The organism is Pedobacter sp. B4419 (assembly GCF_059693725.1).
The window spans coordinates 488,726-504,678 of record NZ_JCASSL010000001.1 but is presented as its reverse complement, the minus strand read 5'-3'; the positions used below and the strand labels follow the sequence as shown (position 1 = coordinate 504,678).

At 42.9% G+C, this 15,953-nt stretch carries 12 protein-coding genes; 5 read left to right on the top strand and 7 right to left on the bottom strand.

Going from position 1 to position 15,953, the window contains the following annotated elements:
* Positions 1-114 precede the first annotated feature (114 nt).
* The 5 genes from AC570H_RS02005 to AC570H_RS01985 form a co-directional block, all read right to left on the bottom strand.
* A complete protein-coding gene (locus AC570H_RS02005) occupies positions 115-516 on the bottom strand; it encodes a hypothetical protein (RefSeq protein WP_497351182.1) in 402 nt (133 codons plus the stop codon).
* Positions 517-727: 211 nt separating this feature from the next.
* Entirely contained in the window at positions 728-1,063 is a 336-nt protein-coding gene (gldC, locus tag AC570H_RS02000) for a gliding motility protein GldC (protein ID WP_497351180.1), read from the bottom strand.
* 112 nt (positions 1,064-1,175) lie between these two features.
* Positions 1,176-1,442 carry a hypothetical protein gene (locus tag AC570H_RS01995; RefSeq protein ID WP_497351178.1) on the bottom strand — a complete coding sequence of 89 codons (267 nt, stop codon included), beginning with the start codon at positions 1,440-1,442 and terminating at the stop codon, positions 1,176-1,178.
* Positions 1,442-2,773, bottom strand: a complete 1,332-nt coding sequence (locus tag AC570H_RS01990) for a DEAD/DEAH box helicase (protein ID WP_497351176.1) — start codon at positions 2,771-2,773, stop codon at positions 1,442-1,444. Before AC570H_RS01990 ends, AC570H_RS01995 begins: the two co-directional genes overlap by 1 nt.
* A 181-nt stretch (positions 2,774-2,954) precedes the next feature.
* Positions 2,955-7,784, bottom strand: coding sequence for an MBG domain-containing protein (locus tag AC570H_RS01985; RefSeq protein WP_497351174.1), 4,830 nt, complete (start codon positions 7,782-7,784; stop codon positions 2,955-2,957).
* 221 nt (positions 7,785-8,005) lie between these two features.
* Between AC570H_RS01985 and AC570H_RS01980 the strand changes: the two genes are divergently transcribed.
* Complete coding sequence (locus tag AC570H_RS01980) at positions 8,006-9,340, top strand: dihydroorotase (protein WP_497351172.1); 1,335 nt, start codon at positions 8,006-8,008, stop codon at positions 9,338-9,340.
* A 19-nt stretch (positions 9,341-9,359) separates the two neighbouring features.
* Positions 9,360-10,445 (top strand): DUF3810 domain-containing protein, encoded by a 1,086-nt coding sequence (locus tag AC570H_RS01975; RefSeq protein ID WP_497351170.1) that lies wholly within the window; start codon positions 9,360-9,362, stop codon positions 10,443-10,445.
* Positions 10,446-10,608: 163 nt separating this feature from the next.
* On the opposite strand, the gene AC570H_RS01970 is transcribed toward AC570H_RS01975, so the two are convergent.
* Positions 10,609-11,190 (bottom strand): MiaE family protein, encoded by a 582-nt coding sequence (locus tag AC570H_RS01970; RefSeq protein ID WP_497351168.1) that lies wholly within the window; start codon positions 11,188-11,190, stop codon positions 10,609-10,611.
* Positions 11,191-11,294: 104 nt separating this feature from the next.
* Between AC570H_RS01970 and AC570H_RS01965 the strand changes: the two genes are divergently transcribed.
* The 3 genes from AC570H_RS01965 to AC570H_RS01955 all read left to right on the top strand — a co-directional run bounded on the left by AC570H_RS01965 (position 11,295) and on the right by AC570H_RS01955 (position 15,378).
* Positions 11,295-12,533 carry a glycosyltransferase gene (locus AC570H_RS01965; protein WP_497351166.1) on the top strand — a complete coding sequence of 413 codons (1,239 nt, stop codon included), beginning with the start codon at positions 11,295-11,297 and terminating at the stop codon, positions 12,531-12,533.
* Between the two features lie 177 nt (positions 12,534-12,710).
* Positions 12,711-14,570, top strand: a complete 1,860-nt coding sequence (gene hscA, locus AC570H_RS01960) for a Fe-S protein assembly chaperone HscA (RefSeq protein WP_497351164.1) — start codon at positions 12,711-12,713, stop codon at positions 14,568-14,570.
* Positions 14,571-14,739: 169 nt separating this feature from the next.
* Positions 14,740-15,378, top strand: a complete 639-nt coding sequence (locus AC570H_RS01955) for a hypothetical protein (RefSeq protein ID WP_497351162.1) — start codon at positions 14,740-14,742, stop codon at positions 15,376-15,378.
* A gap of 204 nt (positions 15,379-15,582) precedes the next feature.
* Here AC570H_RS01955 and AC570H_RS01950 read toward each other — a convergent pair whose 3' ends face one another.
* On the bottom strand, positions 15,583-15,885 hold the full coding sequence (locus AC570H_RS01950) for a hypothetical protein (protein WP_497351160.1): 303 nt from the start codon (positions 15,883-15,885) through the stop codon (positions 15,583-15,585).
* Positions 15,886-15,953: the final 68 nt, after the last annotated feature.

Here is a 15,953-nt window from a genome sequence, read left to right as displayed (position 1 = left end):
TCATACAAACGAATGTATAACAACTACAGTCTATCATTTCTGCCAATACCATTGCGATGGATTTTACAAAACAAACGGTTTCACGGCAAAGCTTAAGATGACCCTCTAAATCAGTTATTTCACCTCCAAACGCTCTTTCTTTACGCTGGTGGCCAATAAGATCACAGCTACCAGCAATACGATCCATCCCCATTGGAAGTGGATGGTTTTTGACAGCATTTTATCGAAGAACTTTGAACCGAAGTAATTATTCACTTTGAACCAAACCGCAGCAGCCATCAATACGCTCCAAATCATGGTCACAATGGCCATCACCCTAAAGGCTCCCAGCGCTCTTACAAAGAGAAGCAATGCGGTTATCCCTACAATAGCCAAAGAGATATAAAGCAAACGAGGATCTGCCTGATACAAATTCCAATTGCCTTTAAAGGGTACTTTTAACATCGGTGCAATGGTAATGGCTATAGCAGCCAAGATTAAGCCTAAATAAGCATTGATTTTTTTTACGATTAACATTTTTAGAGTGATTACACTGATTTAAGTGATTATTAGATGATTTAGCCCTATAAAGTTACACCGTAAACCGAGAACTCCAAAAGTAAATTGCTTATTGATTAATTGAAATAATCGAGAAGAGATTGCTTCTCCCAATAAAAAATCGGGCTCGCAATAACGTTTTATTGAAAACCGGCAACTGTTAACTGATTACTGCCAACTGATAACTGGATTACTTCCTGGTATCGATCCCCATTTTATCCGCGAAATGCGCACAGTAATCTCTCAGGTCTTCTACAATGTTCTCTTCTCCCGTTGCCTTTAAAAAGCTATCGCCCATGGTTTGCAAAGTTTCGTAAAAGAAGCGTTTCATTTCGTCAACCGGCATGTCTTTAGTCCAAAGATCGATGCGCATCGAATTTTTATAGTTGTGGTCCCATAGAGCCAAGATCATCGATTTTACCGGCACCTGGTCTTTATTTTCGGCATCGGTACTCTCCCAGAGAATTTGCTCCGGCATGTTTTTATCGTCTAACTCTACGGTTATCTTTATTTCTGCTTTCCTCATTATAAAATATGATTACATTGATTAGGTGATTACACTGATTAGATGATTTTCACCGATTAATTTTGCGTGCAAATATGCTGATTTTAGCAAGTATATCCGACGCAGAATCGTTTTACTTTTGTAATATTAAAATCAGAATGGCGGTGGCTATGATAAACACCAATTCGATGATCCAAATCCTTTTGAGGTTTTTAAGCGCAAACCTGAATACCAAATCGCTGATAAAAGTGACGACCACCAGTGCCAGCAATAGCCATTTATAGAAACCGCCAAAATTGATCTGCCCCCTACCCGCTGTAGCCGGTTCAAAAAAACTGGCCACCAGCAAAGCAAGTCCCAAGGCGGTAATGATATTTAAGGGAGTTAATCTGAACTTCATTATTTAAAACGTTTGGCTTTTTTAAACGGTGTTTTGCCAGCTTTTGCTCTTGCTTTCTCCCTTTCGCGGGCCTCGATCTGTTTGGCGTTTTTCTTTTCGTGAAAAGCTCCTTTAAAATCCGGGTCGTCTTTTCTTTTTTGGTTGTCTACTTCCCGCGCCAATTGCTGGCGTTCTTCATAAGGCGTTTCTTCTATAAAAACTTCATCCGGAATAGGCAGCCTGGTAATGGTCTGGCGGATCAGCTTTTCGATTTTCTTGAGGTAGTATTTCTCGGCCTCGTTGCAAAACGTAATGGCATCACCCGTGGCAAATGCGCGTCCCGTGCGACCAATGCGATGCACATAATCTTCGATAACAATGGGTACATCGAAATTGATGACATGGCTCACATCGCTTACATCTATCCCTCTTGAAGCCACATCTGTTGCCACCAGGATTCTGATATTCCCTTCCTTAAAATCGTTGATGGAATTGATACGTGTATTTTGGCCTTTATTGGCATGGATAACACGCACCGAGCTTTCGCCAAAACGGCGAACCATGTTGCTGTTGATATTGTCTGCAACGGTTTTGGTCTTACAAAAAATAATCAGGCGATTAAAGGCCTCATCATCTTTCAAAAGATATTGCAACAAGTTGATCTTGGTTTTAAAGTTGGGCACTTCGTACAATACTTGGGTAACGGTACTTGCCGGAGTAGCTTGCTCAGAAGCCTGGATCAGCGTGGGATGTTTAAGGAAGTCGCCTGCAATTTTATGTACCAGATCGCTCATGGTGGCTGAAAATAACAGGTTTTGGCGTTTGCGAGGCACTACTTCCAAAATGCGATGGATAGAGCCTATAAAACCCATATCCATCATTTTATCGGCCTCGTCGAGCACTAAAAACTGTAAATATTTGGTATTGATGTCTCCAGATAAATACAAATCCAGGAAACGACCTGGGGTAGCAATGAGGATGTCTACACCAGCTTTAATTTGTTCTTTTTGCGCTTTTGGGCCTATTCCTCCAAAAATAACCACGGCCCGCAAATCTGTATAAGTAGCAAACAGTTTTACTTGTTCTGCAATTTGCATGGCCAATTCTCTTGTAGGTGCCAATACCAATGCTCTTGGCGAATCGCCTTGTGCATATTTCAGCTTCATCAACATCGGCAACACATAGGCCGCAGTTTTACCTGTTCCAGTTTCGGCAATGCCAAAAATATCCTGACCAGAAAGTACTGGCGATATGGCTTTTTCCTGAATAGGTGTTGCAACGGTGAAGCCCGCATCGGCAACTGCATTTAAAATCTGCCTGTTGAGCTTGAATTCTTCGAATGATTTTGCCATAGCCTGCAAAGATAGTGAATCTTAATTAGGGAAGAGGCAAAATGGAGCATTGAAGATGGCAAATGGCCGATGGAAATTAGCTGTCTAAAAACAACGCGTCACCCTGAATATCATTCAAAGTGACGCATTGTTTACTGTATCGTCGTGCTGGACTTCATCCAGCATCTTTTAAAAACGATTGTTATTTCGATTCTCTGATGATCGTAATATAGCCTTTAAGCCTTAAGCGATCTGTCCCAAAATCAATCACGTAATAATAGGTGTTTTCACTTAACGGACTGCCGTTAACCGTACCATCCCAGCTATTGTCGTAGCCTTTTTTCTTGTAAACAATCCTTCCAGCCCTATCAAATACCGTTACTTCGTTATTCGGATAGAAATCGATGTTATCAATTATCCATTTGTCATTGTAACCATCGTTATTTGGTGTCAATATATTTTTGGCATTGATTTTAGCATAATCTTCTATTACGCTTAACGTAAAGCTTTGGCTCTGCGAACAAGAATTGGCATTGCTTACCGTTACTGTGTAAGTGGTATTTACCTGAGGCCTAACTGTAAGTACTGCCGTATTTTGCCCACTAATGATGCTGTTATTGGCTGTCCAAACATATGTTGTTCCGCCACTTGCCGTTAAACGGGCAATATCGCCTTTGCTAATGCTACTGCCTTTATCACTGGCAATGTTTACAATTGGCAATGGGTTAACGGTTACGGTAAAGGTTCTCGAATAGGTATCTACTCCCCCGTTGGCCGTACCGCCATTGTCTTTTATGGTTACGGTAACTGTAGCTACTCCACTTGCACCATTCTTAACCACATAATTTACCGAACCTTGAGCTCCAGTTTTGACAGCTGTTAAGCTTTCGAACAAAGCTGCATTATTGCTGGATACGCTAATGGTTGTCGTTTGCGCAAGTTCTGGTCCAGCGCTAATCCCCGATAATGACACGACTTGCGTAGCATTAGAGAAACAATGTGCTACATTATTAATGGCTGCTAGTGTTGGCACTTCGTTTACATCTGAAAGTGCGATGGTGAGTGTTTTTTCTAAGGAAAGTCCAAACTGAGTGGTACTTTTTACCCTGATGCTATAGCTGGCTTTGTTTTCAAAATCAAGACTAGCTAAACTATTTACATTGGTTCCGGCTATGGTGAACAAGGCATTGTCTGTATCGCCTGCTCCGGCTACCAGTGAATAAGTGAAGGTAGCTGATGGATCATCTGAGGTACTGCTCAACGAACCTGCATTTGTACCCGCAGGCTTGTTTTCATATAAGGTAACTCCTGCCAAGGTGATATTGGTTGGCGCACCTGCTTTTACTTTCAACACACCGTTTACATAGGCGATGGTATAGTTTTGTGCTGCCGCGCCACTTACGGTAATTGGATAATCGCCGATTGGACTCGCTGCGTTTGCCAAAGTAGCCAATGTAGGCTGGGTAGTGAGTACGGCATTGGTTTCTCCATTCACAAAACCGGTATAACTAGCCGTTAAGGCTGGATTAGTACCGCCAAAGAAACGTTCTTTATTATCGGCAGTAATGGTTAAAGCTGCAGGATTAATGACAAAATTAGCACCTACATAACTTAAGGCATAATTGGCATTTAATGCTAAACTACCTTGATTAATGGCATAAGGCCCTACATTTTCGCCAGTTACCCTACCCAATATACCTGTAAAGGCATCGCCACTTACCAGCGGACCACCAGCTGTAATGGTATAAGCGAATGCTGGATCTGTTTGTCCATAGGTTTTATTTTGACCCGCACTTGCCGTAACGGTCACTGCTTTAGGTGTAATGGCAAAATTAGCAGGAACAAAACTCAGGGTATAATTGGCCGATAATGACAAACTACCTTGGTTAATGGCATAAATACCTACATTTTCGCCAGTAGCCCTACCCAATGCACCTGTAAAGTCGTCGGTACCCACCAAAGGAGCACCCGCAGTAATACTATAAGCAAAAGTTGGATCAGACGCGCCATAAATCTTAGCCTGACCAGTATTGGCTGCTACAGTTATCGCCTTAGGGGTAATTGCAAAACTGGCCCCAACATAGGTGAGTGTATAATTAGAATTTAACGTCAGGCTACCTTGATTAATGGCATAATTTCCAACATTTTCACCTGCATCTCTAGTTAAAGAGCCCGCAAAAGCATCGGTGCCAACTAGCGGAGCTCCCGTAGTAATACTGTAAGCATAGGTTGGATCTCCAATACCATAAATCTTACCCTGACCCGCTGTAGCAGTTGCTGTAATTGCTTTTGGCGTAATGGCTAATGCAGTTGCATTTGAAGCAGCCTGCGCAAAGACGTAGTTAACTGCGGCTAAACCCGAACCGTTAATTGCATAAGTCCCAATAGTACTCAGGTTGGTGGCCGTACTCGCAAAAACCGCGGTACCCGTAGTAGCACCAGCCAAGTTATCGCTGTACTTAAACCCGGTTACCGTTCCTGTAAAACCAGGGTTGGCACTTCCGTATACTTTATTTGTCGCGGTTGCAGTATACGTTAAAGTGGCCTTATTAATCGTGAGCACTAGTGTTTTTTGGGATGCAGCGGCATAAGTAGCATCTCCTGCCTGATCTGCATAAATATTTACTGTTCCAGCGCCTACAATATGTACTTTTCCGGCAACAATGGTTGCGATACTTGGGTCACTGGTTGAGTAGCTAACCTGCAATCCCGAATTGCTGGTTGCGCCAGGGTCGATATCCCCATCTCCGTAGTTGGCTGTTGCTGTTGTAGCCAAAGCGATGGTTTGTGGCAGAAAATTGATATGAATAGTATAGGCTTTGTCTGAGCTATAAGGTATGAGACCTAAAGACGAATCAGTGGCTCTTACCAAGAATGAATAATCTCCGCCAACAGTAGGCGTTCCGCTCAATACACCCGCACTGCTAAACGACAGGCCAATGGGCAACGAGCCATCTATGATGGAGTAGGTATAAGGCGCAATACTTCCAGTGGTTGTTATATTTTGATTATAGGCAGTTCCCACCATTCCATTTGGCAATGTTGCAGGACTAAATACCATAACGGGAGGCAAAACAACAAAGCTGTAGACCTTAGATCCGGTAAATGGCCCTGAACCTCCTGAAGCATCTGTAGCAAGAACCGTAATATTGAAAGTACCAGCACTTGCTGGCGTACCACTTAAAACACCCGCACTGCTAAATGACATACCTACGGGCAATGCTCCAGCAGTCAACGAAAATGTATAAGGGGCTATACCTCCACTAGCCGAAACACTTTGGCTATAAGCCACACCTAATACCGCGTTAGGTAAGGTTGGGGGATTGACTACTATTGTAGGTGCACCTACAGTAAGCGTATATGCTCTCGATCCTGTATATGGCCCCGTACCTGCAGAAGCATCTGTTGCCGATATTGTAAAATTAAAGGAGCCTCCTGCTATTGCTGTACCACTTAAAGTGCCATTGGTACTAAGGCTTAAACCCGGAGGCAGTGCGCCGGCCGTAACCGCAAAAGTACGTGGTGCTGTACCACCTATGGCAGTAATGGTTTGTGTATACGACGCTCCGATAATTGTACTAGGCAGTGTGGTCGGATTTACTACAATAGTTGGCGCAGCAATTACCAAAGCATAAGCCCTTGAGCCTGTATGTGGCGAACCAGTACCTGTTGACGTGCCCGTTGCTGTTAGGGTAAAATTAAAAGTGCCACCACCCGTTGGCGTCCCGCTTAAAAGACCTCCACTACTCAAACTTACACCTGGAGGCAATGAGCCTGCAGTAACCGCATATGTATAAGCACCAATGCCTCCACTTGCCGTTACTGTTTGGCTATAGGCAACGGCCACAGTTCCACCGGGCAGCGTAGCTGGTGCAACTACAATAACTGGGGGTGCCACCACAAGCGTATAAGCCCTTGTTCCGGCATAACCTCCGCCACCCGAGGCATCGGTAGCCCTCACCGTAAAATTAAAAGTTCCAGCCGAGGTAGGCGTTCCCGAAAAAACACCTGTCGTGTTATTTAATGATAACCCTGCCGGCAAAGCACCCGCACTTATGGCAAATATATAGGGCGATGTAGCTCCACTTCCTGTAAAGGTCTGGTTATAGGCTGCACCTACCGTAGCGCCGGGTATAGTTGCAGGATTAACCACAACAGTTGGTGCCAAGGTGTTAAAAGTGAGCTCGGTTCCATAACTCGTGCCTTTGTTATTAATGGCGTAAGCCCTAAAATGTATTGTGGTATTAAAAGGCAAAGAGCCTACGGTACCACTAAAGGTACCCGTGTTGCTACCCATGCCTACTTTATTGTTCGAAGTTGTTGGGTTTGCGCTAGTAGACCACACAATTCCCCTGTCGGTTACGGTTGCACCACCATCGGCAGTTACATTACCCCCCAAAGAAGCAGAATTTGAAGTAATCGCAGCTGCAGCTGCCGAAGTTACAGTTGGCGCCACTTCGGTACCAGTTACCACACCTACTCTAATATCGTCTATCCAATACCTGTTGTTGGCCTTGAAAAGAATGCTTACCTGAGTAACGGTTAAGTTTTTGGTATAAGTTACTCCGCTTGTAGTATAAGTACCTCCTGAAACCGGAGTAGCATCAACCTCTGTTTCAGGTGCCCCTACAGTTTTGGTATAAGTAATTTCATAGAACGGCGGAATGCCCGGAAAAGCACCCACGTAACTGTTCATACTCTCCTGCCTTACAAAAAAGCCATAAAATTGGAAAGGCTGTCCATCAGCGCGTTCCAATATGAAAGTATCACCTCCAGAGCCGGTCTTCATTAACGAGGCACTATTGCCGTTACCGTTATCAGGGCTATTGCTAAAACCGCCGTTACAGCAAGATGTAAGCTTATAGCCTACGCCTCCTATAGTGATATTGGCCTGTGTATTCCAAATAGATCCGGATGGTTGCGAGATAACTGAGCCGGCATCAAAATTATAGGTGGTTTGTGCATGTGAACTCCAGGCAAAGCCTAAAACAAACAGCCAAACCAAACTTTTTACAAAGTAGATTTTCTTCATAGCAATGGATTTAAAACTAACAATAGGTCTTGAAATGAGCATTAATCAGGGAATTAAGAATGATAATTTAAAATTACCTCATTAATATGAAGCTAACACCGTTTTACTGTAATGTTCGTGTTACAAAACAATATGACAAAAACGAGCATAATACCATTAAGAATGGCAATAAATTGCAGTCGTTTGCTGCCAACTATTAACAAAATGCTATATTTGAAAACATGAACACTTACCTGATCAAAGGCGCTACGCTTGTAAATGAAGGCCAACAACAGCTTGCCGATGTTTTAATCAAAAATGGATTTATCGAAAAAATCGGACAAAATCTGAGTGCTCCCGAAGCACAAGAAATTAATGCCGAAGGCCTCCATCTTTTACCAGGAATGATCGATGACCAGGTACATTTCCGCGAACCCGGACTAACGCATAAAGCTGATATCTTTACCGAAAGCATGGCCGCTGTTGCCGGAGGGATTACCTCTTTTATGGAAATGCCCAATACCATGCCGAATACCCTTACTCAAGCACTATTGGCTGATAAATATGCCATTGCCGCATCAACCTCGCTAGCCAATTATTCGTTCTACATGGGCGCCAGCAACGATAACATTGAGGAAGTACTCCAAACCAATCCGAAAGAAGTTTGTGGCATCAAGGTTTTCATGGGTTCATCAACTGGCAATATGCTGGTAGACAATGAGCAGACGCTTGAAAATATCTTCAGCAAGGCACCCATATTGGTTGCTACGCATTGCGAAGACGAGCAGACCATTAGAGCTAACATGGCCAATTTCAAAGCCCAGTACGGCGATGACATTACCATCGAGATGCATCCGCTGATCCGCAGTGCCAAAGCCTGTTACAAATCTTCTTCGCTCGCAGTAGAACTGGCCAAACGCTACCAAACCCGTCTGCATATCCTCCACATTTCTACAGCAAAAGAAGTGGCCTTATTTGATGCACTTACGCCCTTAAAAGATAAAAAAATCACCGCTGAGGCCTGTGTACATCACCTTTGGTTCAACGATCAGGATTATACCAGCAAAGGGAATTTCATTAAATGGAACCCAGCCGTTAAAACCGCAGCAGACCAAGCCGGAATTTTGCAAGGTTTGCTTGATGGTCATATCGACGTGATTGCTACCGACCATGCACCACATACCCTGGAAGAAAAACAACAAGGCTATCTACAGGCGCCATCTGGCGGACCTCTAGTACAGCATGCGCTACCAGCACTACTAGAAATGCATTTGCAAGGCAAAATCAGCCTAGAAAAAATTGTCGAAAAAACAGCCCACAATTTGGCCATCTGCTTTGATATAGAAAAACGCGGCTACATTAGAGAAGGCTATTGGGCCGATCTGGTTTTGGTAGATTTAAACGATTCTTTTAAAGTAACACCACTAAACGTGCTTTACAAATGTGGCTGGTCTCCTTTTGATGGGCAGACTTTTAGGGCAAGCATTACGCATACTTTTGTTTCTGGAAACCTGGCTTACCATAAAGGCAAATTTACCACCAGCGAAACCGGAAAAAGATTAAGTTTCACCAGGTAATCGCCTATAAAAGTCGAAAATGAAAAAAATTATTCCTCGTCGGCTTTTAATTACAACGGGTATTTTATTGCTTATCGCTTTAGCCATCTTCTGTTGGGGCTTGTTTCCCGACTTGGTGCTAAATGGATATTCTGATGGCCTTTATCAGCTTATTTCAAAAACATTGAGGTGGATTTCTGCATGGTTTCCCTTTGCCTTGGGCGATATTGTATATGGCATCCTGATTATCCTGGCATTGATACAGCTTTACCGCTTCTTTAAAAAACTGAGGAAAAGAGAACAACGAAAAGCAATAATCACTGTTGCACCGATCAGATTGCTAAACCTAGTACTTGTTTTGTACATCAGCTTTAAACTGCTATGGGGCCTTAACTATTCACGACCAAGCATTAGCAAGCAACTCCACATCAGCGATGACAAATACACCGTGAAAGATTTGGTGTTGTTAACCAATTACTTTGTAGACCAACTTAATACCCTGCAACAAATCGCAGACCCCCAGCCACAAAACATTACACAGCTACAGGAAAAAGCAGTAATAGCTTATAAACAATTGGCTCAAAAAAATCCCTTTTTTAGCTATACTGTTCCGTCTGTTAAGCCTGTGCTCAATAGTTGGGCAGTTTGCAAAATCGGGATCGAAGGTTATTACAATCCGCTTTCGGGCGAAGCCAATGTAAACACAAAATTGCCGGCATGGGTTTTGCCCTTTGTCACCTGCCACGAAATTTCCCATCAATTAGGGGTTGCCAGGGAAGATGAAGCCAATCTCGTGGCTTATCTGGTAGGCAGCAACAGCGATGATGTGGAACTCCGCTATTCTGTAAACTACAATATGCTGCGCTACCTGCTTTTCGAAATCAGGTTCAAATCTCCTGAAGATTACCTCGCCTTGCGCAGTAAAATAGATCCGAGAATTGTTGACAACTTTAAGGCGGAGAATGAATTTTGGCGCAAATACAATGGCCAAATGTCTAACTACATGGGAGTAGCCTTTGATAAATTTTTAAAGCTAAACAATCAGCGTCGTGGCATTAAAAGCTACCAGAATATTGTGATTTGGCTGTGGAACATCCATAAAAAAGAGTTAACAGTTGGCAACTAACGGTTTCCCCAAACACATCATCCTGAACTCGATTCAGGATCTATCTCGAGCGAGATGCTGGATCGGTGTCCAGCATGATGAAGTATTTATGCTAACTAAAAACTGGAAACTAACAACGGGCAACTGAAAGCTGTCAACTGAAAACTGAAAACTGTCAACTGGCCTACCCGTGAATAGCCTCTTTATTGCCGTAGCTTTGGATCAGCTGCCCTTCAAATTCCAACCACTCCTTCCATCTCTTTTCTACATCGACATCGGTGCTGTACTTACGGGCAAAATTCAAAAAAGTGGTGTAGTGCCCCGCTTCAGAAACCATCAATTCATGATAAAACTTTGCCAGTTCTTCATCTTTAATATTTAGCGAAAGTACCCGAAAACGCTCGCAGCTTCTGGCTTCGATCATAGCCGCAAATAAAAGCCTATCGATAAAAGCCATGTTCCGGCTCCCATCCTTTTTGCTGAATTTGAGCAATCTGCCCACATAATCGTCCTTACGCTCGCGACCCAAAACATAACCACGTTGCTTGATGAGTTCTACCACCTGCTGGAAATGTTGCATTTCTTCGATGGCAATAGCAGTCAGTTCATCAACCAAATCCTGATGCTCCGAATTATTGGCAATTAAGGTAATCGCGTTCGTGGCAGCTTTTTGTTCGCACCAGGCATGATCGGTTAAAATCTCTTCTAAATTCGATTCGGCTATGTTTGCCCAACGCGGGTCTGTCAATAATTTTAATCCTAGCATGGCTTAATGGGTATTTCGATTGCCAAAATTAGAAATATTGATCCACACTTACGAAGTTTTTGAAACTTCGTAAGTCTTAGTTTACTTTTACACAAACTTTAAAGATGGAAGACCAGCAATTATTGATCATTGGCTTAGTTTGGCCAGAACCGGATTCGTCTGCAGCCGGTACGCGTATGTTGCAACTGATCAATTTATTTTTGGACCAGGGTTTTCAAATCACTTTTGCTTCTGCTGCGACAAAAAGCGAATTCAGTTTCGATTTGCCGAGTATTGGCGTAACTGAGCAGGAGATTAAACTGAATAGCGAAAGCTTCAATTCGTTTGTCAAGGATTTAAATCCGACCCTAGTGATGTTTGATCGCTTCATGACCGAAGAACAATACGGCTGGCGGGTACAACAGGAATGTCCCAATGCCTTGCTGCTTTTAGATACAGAAGACCTCCATTTTTTAAGGATAGCCCGACAAGAAGCTTCAAAAAAAGGACGTACATTTTCTTCGGCAGATTTGTATGCTGATCATGCCAAAAGAGAAATCGCCGCTATACTGCGTTGTGATTTATCCTTGCTTATTTCAGAAGAAGAAATGTTGCTTCTTACGGAGCAGTTTAACATTCATCCTTCGCTGCTCTACTATCTTCCTTTTCTGGAAGAAGAAATTACCGAAGTCCAAACGGACAATTGGCGGAACTTCGAAGAACGGAACGATTTTGTATTCATTGGCAACTTCCTTCACGAACCCAACTGGAATGCCGTTCAAATGCTTAAAACTACCATTTGGCCTTTGTTGCAAAAAGCGCTTCCAAAAGCAAATCTGCACATTTATGGCGCCTACCCTTCTCAAAAAGTACTGCAGTTGCACAACCCAAAAGAGAATTTCCACATTAAGGGAAGGGCAAAAAAAGCCCAAGAAACCATTTCCAATTATAAAGTTTTATTGGCGCCTCTACAGTTTGGTGCAGGCGTAAAAGGCAAGCTAATCGACGCCATGCAAACCGGCACCCCTACCCTAACCACTTCAATCGGTGCCGAGGCCATTAAGGGCGATTTAAACTGGAATGGCTTTATTGAAGATGAACCCATTGCGTTTGTCGAAAAAGCAGCGCTTCTTTATCAGGATAAAAATCTTTGGGAAAATGCCCAGCAAAACGGCATCCGCATTATTAATCAGCGCTATTCGAAAGCAAAGTTCAGTGCTGCTTTTATAGAACAGATCGCCTATTTAGCCAAAAACCTGACCACACATCGCCAACAAAACTTCTTCGGACAATTACTCCGCCACCACAGTGCACAAAGTACCAAATATATGTCGCTTTGGATCGAAGAGAAGAATAAGGCTTGAGTTTGAAGTGGAAAGTGCAAAGTGCAAAGTTGAAAGTGAAAAGTTTAAGATATAGTTTAGGTCCTTATTTACTCTCCAATACCTATTCTCAATTTCCCATTATCTATTCCTTATCCCCTCTTACCTTCTTTACAACATTACAACAATACTAAGCTAGAAACTCCTTAAATTTGCGCTATGGCAAAAATATCCATCAACCTGGCAACAGGTTCTCTACAGCAGGAAGAAATAATTGTAGGCATCGATTTGGGCACCACTAACAGTTTGGTCGCTTTTATCAATCCAGATAAAAACCCACAGGTGATTAATGATACCGGAAAGGGCGTTTTAGTGCCATCTGTAGTACATTTTAACGAACATGGCGATGCAGAAGTGGGCAACGAAGCCAAGGCTTTTCTCACAACCGATCCGGCCAATACCATCTTCTCTGTAAAGCGCTTGTTAGGCCGTTCTTACAAGGACGTAGCCAGCCATCAGGATATTTTCAGCTACAAAATAATAGATGATGATAGCGATGCCTTGGTGAAAATCAAGGCCGGAAACAAATTCTATACCCCTATCGAGCTTTCGGCAGAAATCTTAAAAGAACTCAAAACCAGGGCCGAGCACGCCTTAAAAACTCCGGTTAACAGGGCGGTAATTACTGTTCCTGCCTATTTTAACGATAGCCAGCGACAAGCCACCCGCGATGCGGGGAAACTAGCCGGACTGGATGTATTGCGCATCGTAAACGAACCTACTGCCGCCAGTTTGGCCTATGGCTTGGGTCTTGATCCTAATCAGCAAAAAACCATTGCCGTGTATGATTTAGGTGGAGGAACTTTTGATGTTTCTATCCTGCAGATCCAGAACGGAATTTTTGAAGTACTTTCTACTAATGGCAATACGTTTTTAGGCGGCGACGATTTTGATCGTGCCATTTTAAATTACTGGATAGCCAATAACAATTTAGATTTTAAGGCGCTTGCCGAAGATAATGTACTGATGCAAACCCTTCGCTTACAGGCCGAAGCTGCCAAAAAAGCATTGTCGACGCAAAACCTGTACAATGAAAAAGTAGGCGAGATCTGGTGCACTTTAGACAAGCAGACTTTCGAACAGCTGATTGCCGATAAAGTAGCGGAAACCATCGCCTGTTGCAAACAAGCTTTGACAGATGCCAGCTTAACGGTCAATGAAATTGATGAAGTAGTTTTGGTCGGTGGCTCTACCCGTACGCCTTTTGTGAAACAAGCGGTAAGCAATTTCTTTAATCGCCAGCCACACGACCAGATCAATCCTGATGAGGTAGTGGCTTTGGGCGCTGCCATTCAGGCCGACATTTTAGCAGGAAATCGTTCAGATATCCTATTGTTGGATGTAACCCCGCTTTCATTGGGCATCGAAACCATGGGCGGTTTAATGGACGTTATTATTGCCCGCAACAGCAAGGTTCCTACCAAGGCTGGTCGCCAATATACCACCTCAATTGATGGACAGGTCAACATGAAGATTTCGGTTTATCAGGGCGAACGAGACCTGGTAAAGGAAAACCGCAAATTGGCAGAATTTGATTTGAAAGGAATTCCGGCAATGCCAGCTGGTTTGCCTAAAGTAGACATCAATTTTCTTTTAAATGCCGATGGAATTTTGACCGTTCAAGCCATTGAATTGCGTTCGGGCGTAAAACAGGAAATCGAAATCAAGCCAAGCTATGGCCTTACCGACGATACCGTTGAGAAAATGCTGATCGATAGCATCGAACATGCCAAGAGCGATGTGGAGCAGCGCATGCTGATCGAAGCCAAGAGCGAAGGCGAGCAATTGGTTTATACTGCGGAACGATTCATCAGCAAAAATTCGCAGATTTTAAATGAGGAAGAAATCAACAGCACTCATGCACATATCGAAGCCCTAAAAGAAGCTTTGGCCAAAGGCGAAAAAGATCTGATCCTGAAAAAAGCAGATGAACTGAACGAGTATACCCGTCCCTTTGCAGAGCGATTAATGGACATGGCAGTTGGGCAAGCGATGAAAGGCAAAAAAATAGACGAATAGAACCCATTCGTCATGCCGGACACCGATCCGGCATCTCGTTTCAAGAATAGATTCTTCGCTTCGCGCTGAATGACAAATGGATTAGTTTATTGCTCGATTGCGTACTGTAAAATTACCATCCCGACAGCTACCCCATATTCCATCTTCCATTTTACATTTTACATTTTATATGCTACAAAAACTCCTCCTCTCTCTACTGATCTTCACTTTCATTTCATCTGCCGCTTTTGCACAACGCTATGTTTTCTTTCTGCATAATAAATTTGCCGAAGAGCACAGTTTAGCAGAAGCACATCCCGAATATGGCAAAACCCAATATGTAGAAGTCATCAACGAATTTAAACAAGCCGGTTTTAAAGTCATTAGCGAGAAAAGAGCTGCCCAAACAGATGTAGGCCAATACGCTTCCAAAGTAGTGAAGCAAATAGACAGTCTATTTAAACTCGGTGTAAAACCAGGTCAAATTACGGTTATTGGCACTTCAAAAGGTGGTTACATTGCACAACAAGTATCTACCCTACTCAAAAATCCTGCAGTTAATTTTGTTTTTATTGGTTGCTACCGCGACAAGGACCTCATTGATTTTCCCGGAATTAATTTCTGCGGAAACATCCTCACCATTTACGAAAAGACCGATGAATTTGGAGTTTCGGCCATTAAAAGAAAGGAGACTTCCAAACTTAAGGTGACACGTTTTAGACAGATAGAATTAAACACCGGACTCAAACACGGTTTTCTCTTCAAGCCTATGCCCGAATGGATCAATCCCTGCATTGAATGGGCCAAACAAAACTATAGTTTTAAATAAGGCTAATTGTTAAACTGGTTAATTGTTGGATTGCTGAATTGTTTCAATGTTAACCGATATTGAAAACTAAAATATTGGAAATTTTGAAGGTTAAAGAGTTCTATATGACAAGCCTTTCCATCCCCATTTCCCACTTTTAACTTTGCACTTTTAACTTTTAACTAAAAAGGGAAAGCAACTTTTACCACTCCCCCTTTTCATCTATTATTGTTCGTAAACCGAAAGCGAGGCACCTGGTATTGGCGTGGCGCCACTCGAACCTAATTGGCTAAACGTAAAAGTAGAACCCATATCGGTGTTTGTTTCTACCGCACAGTAATAAGGACTGCTTACCCAAGAACAGCCACTTGCATCGGCCTCATCAACTTTGATGTAATGTACTCCTGTATTGATGTACTTGTACTCGGCCCTTACCTTGCTTAAAGAAAAGGCACTTTGGGTAATCACCAATGCCAGGCCTACCAGCAAACATAAACTTGGCATACTCATTTGTTTGAATTTGTTCATGATGGGGATGACTGCTGTTTTGCATTTGAAAAAGCAGACGAAAAAGTTTGGTTAAAGGAAAGATTGAA